Raw genomic sequence first — 9,728 nt, forward strand, 5'->3', positions numbered from 1 at the left:
TTTGCTATGTGAAGTTGAGGGTTGAGGTTGGGGGTGAACCAGTCCTACCCAAAGCAAAAACCAGTTGAAACAACTGGTTTGGGAGTTTCCGAGAAACTACTTTTTTAGAAAGGAGGTGCACCTGTGCAAGTAACAAGAGTCGTAGTAGTAGAGATAAACCTTGCAAAACAACAGGGAATAATATGTCAACATCTAACATATTCCGCATCTAAACTTTGGAATGTAGCAAACTATGAAGTTGCAAAGAATAACCTAAAGCCCAATAAATTAAAAAGCAATCTTAAAAACAACTTTTGGTATAAGAACCTACACTCTCAATCTGCTCAAGCTGTTCTTGAAAAACTACAAATTGCTTGGGAGAATTGTTATAAAAAACATACTAAAAGACCAAGATTTCAACCCAAAGATGGACACTTTCCTGTAAGGTGGAAGAAGCAGGGGATACAAGTTCAAGATGGAAAGATTAGACTTTCTCTATCTAAACAAACTAAAGAATATTTAAAAACTGCGCATTCAATTGAGTCCGATTACCTATGGATAAGTTTACCGAAAAACTTATCGCTCAATAATGTGCAGGAAGTTGAAATAAAACCACATACAATATATGGACATACCACATATGTTATGCATGTTGTATATAGAAAAACCTTGCAAGATAAAACAACTCAAGGCAATGGTGTTATGGCAGTAGATTTAGGAGTAGGAAACCTTGCAACAGTAGTCACAACTAATAATACTGCAACAATATATGATGGCAAATCTCTTGTATCAAGGCTTAGACTTTTTTCTAAAAAGAAAGCTAAACTACAAAGTGCTATTGATAAAAATAAACATACTACATCTAAGAAAATGCATTATCTTATCATCAAAGAAAGGAATTATCTTAAAGATTATACACACAAGGTATCAACATTCATTGTAAGACAAGCAATACAAGAAGAAGTTAAAACAATAGCAATAGGTAAGTTAAGTTATGGTATAACCAATATGGATATAGGCAGAAGAAACAATGAAAAACTGCATAAAATACCATTTGGGAAACTATGTAACATGATAGAGTATAAAGCTAAAGAAGTAGGTATAGATGTAGTATTAATAAATGAAAGCTACACATCACAAACTTGTTCAACTTGTGGCAGAATAGATAAGTCTAATAGAAAGTTTAGAGGTCTATATGTTTGTGATTGCGGGAATGTATTAAATGCAGATATAAATGGAGCAGCAAACATATTAAAGAGAGTAGTCCCAAGCCTAAAGGCAGGTAGGGATAGAGGGTTTTTGAACAACCCGGTTAGAGTGGCGATAAACCACTGACTAACTTAAAAGAATCCCCCACTTCTATAAGTGGGGGAGGGTTCAATCCCCAATAATCTTAATCAATACCCTTTTTCGGCGTTTGCCATCAAATTCTCCGTAAAAAATTTGTTCCCATGGTCCCAGGTCTAACTGGCCATTGGTAACAGCTACCACTACTTCCCGACCCATGATGGTGCGCTTGAGGTGAGCATCGGCATTGTCCTCAAAGCCATTATGCCGGTATTGTTCATAGGGCTTCTCGGGAGCCAGCTTTTCCAGCCAGGTTTCAAAATCGTGATGCAAGCCACTTTCATCATCATTGATAAAAACACTGGCGGTTATATGCATGGCATTACATAATAAAAGACCTTCCTTGATTCCGCTTTCCCGCAGGGCGGCTTCTACCTGAGGTGTAATATTAATAAAAGCCCGCCGGGTTTTGGTTTCAAACCACAGTTCCTTGCGATAGCTTTTCAATTTAATCCCCTCCTGCTTCCATTTTACGAACCTTAATGCAAGTATGCAATATGCATGCAGCAGAATGATTGTATTTAAGCACAAGCAATGTTAGAATATACAGCAATAGGAAAACTTAAACGAAGAAAGGTGCATGCTATGAGAGAGTACATGAATGGCTTACCACCCAAGCAAGGACTGTATGATCCCCAGTTTGAGCATGATGCCTGCGGTATTGGATTTGTGGCCAATATCAAGGGCAAGAAGTCCAATGAGATTGTACGTCAGGCTCTGACTATTCTCCTGAACCTGGATCACCGGGGAGGCCAGGGTTCGGAGACCAACACCGGTGACGGTGCCGGTATACTTATGCAAATTCCTCATGCCTTCCTGGTAAAGGAATGTGCCCGGCTGGGCATTGATTTACCTGAACCCGGACAATACGGGGTTGGTATGCTCTTTTTACCGGTTGATCCGGAGGAAAGGGCAGCCTGTGAACAGAAACTGGAGGAAATAATCGCCGAAGAAGGCCAGGTCTTGCTGGGCTGGCGGACTGTGCCTACCGATAATTCCAGCCTGGGGGAAATGGCTCGCAAAGCGCAGCCTTTTATTCGCCAGGTCTTTATTGCTCCTCCCCGGCCGCAGTCAGATCGGATGGCCTTTGAGCGTAAGCTCTATGTTATCCGTAAACGGGCTGAAAAGGAAATTCGCCATGGGGACCACCCTGGTGGTAAATATTTCTATTTCGCTAGTCTCTCGGCTAGCACTATTGTCTACAAGGGCATGCTGACTCCAGAACAAGTAGACCGCTTCTACATCGACCTACAGGACCCCGCAGTTGAAACAGCATTGGCCCTGGTTCATTCCCGCTTCAGTACCAATACCTTTCCCAGCTGGGAGAGGGCTCATCCCTACCGCTATCTGATTCACAATGGAGAAATCAATACTTTGCGCGGCAATGTCAACTGGATGCATGCACGCCAGGCGGTTTGTGAAAGCGAGCTTTTTGGTGAAGATATGGCCAAAATCCTGCCAGTTATCGATCCAGATGGCAGTGACTCGGCAATGTTCGATAACTGCCTGGAATTCCTCTACTTAACTGGACGGTCCTTGCCTCATGCCATGATGATGATGATTCCGGAACCCTGGCAGAACCATGAGAGCATGAGCCCGGAGAAAAAAGCCTTTTATGAGTATCATAGCTGCTTGATGGAACCATGGGATGGTCCGGCGGCTATGGCCTTTACCGATGGCCGCATCATCGGGGCTGTGCTGGACCGGAATGGGCTCAGACCTTCCCGCTATTATGTTACAGAAGATGACCTGATTATCATGGCTTCTGAAGTAGGGGTGCTGGAAGTTCCCCAGGAAAAAGTGATTATCAAGGAAAGACTGCGTCCGGGCCGCATGTTGCTGGTGGATACGGAAGCAGGCCGTATTATCTCCGATGATGAACTAAAGCATCAAATTGCAACCGAACATCCCTATGAAGAATGGCTGAAAGAACATCTGGTAGCACTGGAAGACCTGCCCGAAGGTCCGGTGGCACCGGAGCTGGATCACCAGACAGTACTGAAAAAACAGCTGGCCTTTGGTTATACTTTTGAGGAACTGAAAGATACCCTGGCGCCCATGGCGGAAAAGGGGATGGAACCGGTTGGATCCATGGGGATGGATGCACCGCTGGCGGTGCTTTCCGACCGGCCGCGGCTTCTGTATGATTACTTTAAACAGCTGTTTGCTCAGGTGACTAACCCGCCTATTGATGCTATTCGGGAGGAAATCATCACTGCGACGGTGACCAATCTGGGCCCGGAAGGAAACCTTCTCAAACCAGAGCCCACCAGTTGCCGGCAGATTAAAATCCAGACCCCGATTCTGAGCAACGAAGAGCTGGCCAAAATCCGCTATCTCCGGCGTGAGGGGGCCAAATCAGTAACTCTACCCATTCTCTTCCGGGCAGCAGACGGCGCCAGAGGCATGGAACAGGCACTGGAAGACCTGTGCCGGGCGGCGGATGCAGCTATTGATGCAGGGTGCAATTATCTGATTCTTTCCGACCGGGGAGTAGACGCCTATAATGCACCCATTCCCGCTTTGCTGGCCCTGTCCTGTGTCAACCATCATCTGGTCCGCAATGGCAGAAGGACTAAAGCCAGCCTGATTCTCGAATCAGGGGAGCCGCGGGAAGTTCACCATTTTGCTGTTCTACTGGGCTATGGGGCCGGCGCCATTAACCCTTACCTGGCTTTTGAGACCTTAGATGACATGATCAATCAGGGCATGTTGCCTGGCATCAGCCGGGAAAAGGCCATCAAAAACTATATCAAGGCTGTTACTAAAGGGGTAGTAAAAGTCCTGTCCAAAATGGGTATCTCCACTATCCAGAGCTACCGGGGAGCTCAGATCTTTGAAGCCATTGGCCTTTCCCAGGAGTTTATAGACAAGTATTTCACCTGGACTCCTTCGCGGGTGGGAGGTATTGGGCTGGATATAGTAGCCCAGGAGGCTTTAATGCGCCATCAACGAGCATTTTCTGCTCAGGAGGGGCTGGACCAAACCCTGGATCCTGGCTCCGATTACCAGTGGCGGCGAAATGGAGAGGACCATCTCTTCAATCCTGAGACCATTCATCTGTTGCAGGAAGCTTGCCGCCGGGGAGACTACCAGCTCTACAAAAAGTATGCTGCTTTAATTAATGACCAAACTCAGAAACACTTTACTTTACGGGGATTATTCAAGTTTAAACCCAAGCGCAAACCTATTCCACTGAATGAGGTCGAATCGGTGGAATCCATTTGCCGTCGTTTCAAGACGGGGGCGATGTCCTTTGGCTCCATTAGCAAGGAGGCCCATGAATGTCTGGCCATCGCCATGAACCGCATTGGCGGGAAGAGCAATACCGGGGAAGGCGGGGAGGATCCTGCCCGTTTTAAACCCGACCCCAATGGGGATCTCAGACGCAGTGCCATTAAACAGGTGGCTTCCGGACGTTTCGGGGTTACCAGCGAATATCTGGTCAATGCTGATGAAATTCAGATCAAAATGGCTCAAGGGGCCAAGCCCGGGGAAGGGGGCCAGCTGCCAGGGCGTAAGGTTTATCCCTGGGTAGCAGCAGTGCGGCATTCTACTCCTGGAGTGGAGCTGATTTCCCCTCCGCCTCACCATGATATCTATTCCATAGAGGATCTGGCTCAGTTGATCCATGACCTGAAAAACGCTAACTCCAATGCCCGTATTAATGTGAAGCTGGTATCGGAAGTGGGCGTAGGGACCATTGCTGCCGGGGTGGCCAAAGGCCGGGCTGATGTGGTGCTGATCAGCGGTTATGATGGTGGTACTGGAGCTTCCCCGCGGACCAGTATCAAGCACGCAGGGTTGCCCTGGGAGCTGGGATTGGCAGAAACCCACCAGACCCTGGTGTTAAATAACCTGCGGGACCGGATTGTGGTGGAAGTGGATGGCAAGCTGATGACCGGCCGGGATGTAGTGATTGCTACTCTGCTGGGGGCAGAGGAATATGGCTTTGCCACCGCGCCGCTAGTAGTTATGGGCTGTGTGATGATGCGGGTCTGTCATATGGACACCTGTCCGGTGGGGATTGCCACCCAGAACCCGGAACTGCGGAAAAACTTCCAGGGTAAACCGGAACATGTGGTTAACTTCATGCGTTTTGTGGCCCAGGAAATCAGGGAAATCATGGCTGAGCTCGGTTTCCGCACCATTGATGAAATGGTGGGACGTACCGATGTGCTGGAAGTAAATGAAGCCATTGAACACTGGAAGGCCAGGCATCTGGATTTATCACCCCTGTTGTACCAGCCGGATGTGCCGGAAACAGTAGGCAGATATTGCCGCACACAGCAGGACCATGGGCTGGATAAGTCCCTGGACCGTCGGGAGCTGCTGGATATTTGCCGACCGGCCATCGAGCGGGGTGAAAAGGTTACTGCCACTCTGCCTATCCGCAATATTAACCGGGTGGTGGGAACCATTGTGGGCAGTGAAATCACCCGTCGCTATGGTTCGGAAGGCCTGCCGGAAGATACCATCTGGCTCAAGTTTAAAGGCTCAGCAGGCCAGAGTTTTGGTGCCTTTATACCCAGAGGTATGACACTGGAGCTTGAAGGAGATGCCAATGACTATATTGGCAAGGGTCTATCAGGGGGCAAGATTATCGTCTATCCGCCTCTGGAAGCCAAATTCAAGCCGGAGGAGAATATCATTATCGGTAACGTCGCCCTTTATGGGGCTACTTCGGGGGAAGCGTATTTCCGGGGTGTAGCCGGGGAAAGATTCTGTGTGCGGAACAGTGGCGCCTATGCCGTGGTAGAAGGGGTAGGTGACCATGGTTGTGAATATATGACCGGTGGCCGGGTAGTAGTGCTGGGTAAAACCGGGCGCAACTTCGCTGCCGGGATGTCAGGCGGTATCGCCTATGTGCTGGACGAAGACGGCACTTTCCCGCAGCGCTGCAATAAAGAAATGGTATTGCTGGAACGGCTGGAAAATGGACGGGAAATCGAGGAAGTCAAGACTATGATCACTAAACACGCCCGTTACACCGGCAGTGCTCTGGCCGAAGCCGTACTGGCTGATTGGGATAACAAGATAACCCAATTCGTCAAGGTCATACCCAGGGATTATAAACGGATGATTGAGGCCATCGAGGAAGCCTATGCATCCGGTCTGACCGGGGACGAAGCCCTGCTGGCGGCCTTTAAGAAAAACTGGAATTAAGGGTGTATAGGAGGTACGGCTATGGGTAAACCGACCGGTTTTATGGAATACCAGCGGCAACTGCCGGGTGACCGGGAGCCATTGGAAAGAATCAAGGACTGGAATGAATTCCACTACCAATTTGAGGAAGAACAACTGAAGATCCAGGGGGCCCGCTGCATGGAGTGCGGCACCCCCTACTGCCACACCGGAGTGATCATCAATGGAGCTGTTTCCGGCTGTCCCCTCAACAATTTGATCCCTGAGTGGAATGACCTCATTTACCGGGGTCTGTGGCGGGAGGCACTGGAACGGTTGCACAAGACCAATAACTTCCCCGAATTTACAGGCCGGGTCTGTCCTGCTCCCTGTGAAGGGGCTTGTACTTGCGGTTTGCACGGTCAGCCGGTAACTATCAAGAATAACGAATGTGCTATAATCGACCGGGCTTATGAAGAAGGCTGGGTTGTGCCCCGGCCTCCGGCCATCCGCACTGGCAAAAAAGTAGCGGTGGTAGGGTCAGGTCCCTCGGGTTTGGCAGCTGCAGCTCAGCTCAATAAAGCAGGCCACTGGGTTACTGTATTTGAGCGGGCTGACCGGGTGGGGGGGCTGTTGATGTATGGCATCCCCAATATGAAGCTGGATAAGAAGATTGTCCAGCGCCGCATCGATATTCTGACAGCAGAAGGCATTACATTCGTCACCAATACCGAAGTGGGTAAGGACTTTCCCGTAGGCCGCTTGCTGGGAGAATTTGATGCTGTTATCCTTTGCGGAGGTTCAACTAAGCCCCGGGATCTGCCGGTAGAAGGCCGTAACCTGCAAGGTATCCATTTCGCCATGGAGTTTCTCAAGGCCAATACCAAGAGTCTGCTGGACTCCAATCTGGAAGATGGTAACTATATTTCCGCCGCGGGCAAGGATGTAGTGGTGATCGGGGGCGGTGACACCGGTACTGACTGTGTTGCTACTGCCATCAGGCACGGTTGCCGTAGCGTGGTACAGCTGGAGATCATGCCCCAGCCACCGAAAACGAGAGCGGCAGACAATCCCTGGCCGCAGTTTCCCCGGGTATTGAAGGTGGATTATGGCCAGGAGGAAGCTGCCGCCCTTTATGGTGCAGATCCCCGTCAATATTGTGTGATGACCAAACGGTTTGTTGGTGATGAACAGGGGCGGGTCAAGGAAGTGCATACAGTCCAGGTGGAATGGGTGAAAGGGCCACAGGACCGCCTGGTACCACAGGAAATTCCCGGTACGGAAAAAGTCTGGCCCGCGCAGCTGGTGCTGCTGGCCATGGGTTTTGTTGGACCGGAAAGACAGCTCCTGGATCAGCTGGGAGTTGAACTGGACCAATTCGGTAATGTGAAAGCGGAATTTGGCAAATTCCGTACCAATATACCGAAGGTATTTGTAGCTGGTGACATGCGCCGGGGCCAGAGTTTGGTGGTCTGGGCCATTCGCGAAGGCCGGGGAGCGGCCCGGGAGTGTGACCGCTTCTTGATGGGAAACACCAATTTGCCATAAAGAGGGGCCTTATCGCCCCTTTTTGTTTTCTGTGGACTGTGCTACTTTTCACAAAAAATTCAGGGATTTAGCAGGAAAAAAAGAAAAAGCAGCGAATATAATTTGAGCGAAAAATTACAAACAATTACTGGAGGTGTCAAAATGGTAGAGAGAAAGAAAGTGTTGGGGGGAGTGCTGGCTGGGGCCTTATTGCTGGGGAGTTTTACTCTGGCTGGCTGTGGCAGTGAAGCCCAGAAGACCGGCGAAAATAGCGGTGAAAAGGCTGCCAGCGCACCGGCGGCACAGGTCTACCAGCGTCCGGAAATCATTAAAAATCCGGATGAGGCTTTGAACCTGCTCAAAGATGGAAATGCCCGGTTTGCCAGCGATAAGGTCTTACCGGACAATCTGGGAGATGAACGGCGGGAAGAGCTGAAAAAGAATGGTCAACATCCTTTTGCCATCATTGTCAGCTGTTCTGACTCCCGGGTGCCACCGGAAATCGTTTTTGACCAGGCTCTGGGAGATTTGTTTGTTGTCCGGGTAGCCGGGAATGTAGTTGATCCTGTAGCCACTGGCAGTGTGGAATATGCGGCAGAACACCTGGGTACTCCCCTGATTGTCGTTTTGGGCCATGAAAAATGCGGTGCCGTTACCGCTGCAGTTAAAGGGGGAGAAGCCCCTGGCAGTATCGGCTCGATTGTCGAGAAAATCAAGCCCTCGGTGGAAAAAGCGAAGGCTACCGGTCTGGCTGGCGATCAGCTGGTGGAAAAGACCGCCGAACTGAATGTGGAAGCTTCAATGGTTGAACTGGAAAAGAGCCCGATTATTAAAGAACTGGTGGAACAGGGCAAGCTGAAAATCGTGGGAGCCAAATATCATCTGGGCAGTGGCCAGGTTGAATGGCTGGAAACCAAATAAGGATAAAAGGCACTTTGCGGGAGAGCAAAGTGCCTTTTTATCTTACCGGGAGAGAGGAGTACCGGGGCTAATTGGAATATCTTCCTCTTCATCATGTTTGTAGATGACTTCCACATAGGGGCCCTGGTCCTGATACATGGCCAGGAAATCCTGTTCATATTTCTTGTATATGATCCTGCGTCGGATTTTCAGAGTGGGAGTGACTTCTCCGGCATCCATAGTAAATTCCTGGGCGCGGATGGTAATGCGTTTAACCTGTTCATACCTGGGGAGATGCTTGAGGGCTTTGGCTACCCGCTTGGCCAGAAGTTTCTGGATTTTGGGCAAGGTAATCAATTCCTGGCGGGTAGTGAAATTCACCCCTTTCTCGCGCGCATAGTGTTCCAGGTCGGTAAAATCAGGAACAATCATTGCAGTCATAAAAGGCTGTTTATCTCCATAAACAACGGCCTGGGCGATAAAACGGTCAGCTGTAAGGAGTTGTTCAATGGGCTGGGGGGCTACATTTTTGCCTCCGGCAGTGATGATTAAATCCTTTTTACGGTCGGTGATGAAAAGAAAGCCGTCATTATCAATGATGCCGATATCTCCTGTTTTTAACCAGCCATCTTCAGTAAATAATTCGGCAGTAGCTTCCGGATTGTTATAATAGCCCAGTGTGAGATTGGGGCCTTTGGCCAGAATTTCGCCATCAGGGGCAATTTTTAATTGCACTTCCGGAATGGCCAGGCCAACTGAACCAAACCGATAGTTTTCCCGGCGGTTACAGGTTAGAACCGGGGAAGTTTCGGTCAGACCATAGCCTTCAATGACCCTGATGCCTACAGCAT

At 49.3% G+C, this 9,728-nt stretch carries 6 protein-coding genes; 4 read left to right on the forward strand and 2 right to left on the reverse strand.

Annotated features, from left to right (window positions below):
* Positions 1-123: 123 nt before the first annotated feature.
* Positions 124-1,314, forward strand: a complete 1,191-nt coding sequence (locus JDF658_RS10270) for an RNA-guided endonuclease TnpB family protein (RefSeq protein WP_079907542.1) — start codon at positions 124-126, stop codon at positions 1,312-1,314.
* Positions 1,315-1,356: 42 nt separating this feature from the next.
* Here the strand turns inward: JDF658_RS10270 and JDF658_RS10275 are convergent, their stop codons facing one another.
* Positions 1,357-1,773 (reverse strand): secondary thiamine-phosphate synthase enzyme YjbQ, encoded by a 417-nt coding sequence (locus JDF658_RS10275; protein WP_079907544.1) that lies wholly within the window; start codon positions 1,771-1,773, stop codon positions 1,357-1,359.
* 138 nt (positions 1,774-1,911) lie between these two features.
* Between JDF658_RS10275 and gltB the strand changes: the two genes are divergently transcribed.
* The 3 genes from gltB (at position 1,912) to JDF658_RS10290 (ending at position 8,898) form a co-directional block, all read left to right on the forward strand.
* On the forward strand, positions 1,912-6,492 hold the full coding sequence (gene gltB, locus JDF658_RS10280) for a glutamate synthase large subunit (RefSeq protein WP_079907545.1): 4,581 nt from the start codon (positions 1,912-1,914) through the stop codon (positions 6,490-6,492).
* A gap of 21 nt (positions 6,493-6,513) precedes the next feature.
* Positions 6,514-7,998, forward strand: coding sequence for a glutamate synthase subunit beta (locus JDF658_RS10285; RefSeq protein ID WP_079907547.1), 1,485 nt, complete (start codon positions 6,514-6,516; stop codon positions 7,996-7,998).
* A gap of 141 nt (positions 7,999-8,139) precedes the next feature.
* The gene (locus JDF658_RS10290) at positions 8,140-8,898 is read left to right on the forward strand and encodes a carbonic anhydrase (protein ID WP_079907548.1); all 759 of its coding nucleotides are present in this window, start codon (positions 8,140-8,142) and stop codon (positions 8,896-8,898) included.
* Between the two features lie 42 nt (positions 8,899-8,940).
* Here JDF658_RS10290 and JDF658_RS10295 read toward each other — a convergent pair.
* Positions 8,941-9,728 (reverse strand): AMP-binding protein (locus JDF658_RS10295; protein WP_143311986.1); only part of this gene is annotated, 788 nt, incomplete at its 5' end.

The sequence above is a fragment of the Carboxydocella sp. JDF658 genome, from assembly GCF_002049395.1.
Lineage (GTDB): Bacteria > Bacillota.

Coding starts and splice junctions, on each gene's coding strand:
- JDF658_RS10285 (WP_079907547.1), top strand. CDS start 6,514: ATGGGTAAACCGACCGGTTTTATGGAATACCAGCGGCAACTGCCGGGT.
- gltB (WP_079907545.1), top strand. CDS start 1,912: ATGAGAGAGTACATGAATGGCTTACCACCCAAGCAAGGACTGTATGAT.
- JDF658_RS10290 (WP_079907548.1), top strand. CDS start 8,140: ATGGTAGAGAGAAAGAAAGTGTTGGGGGGAGTGCTGGCTGGGGCCTTA.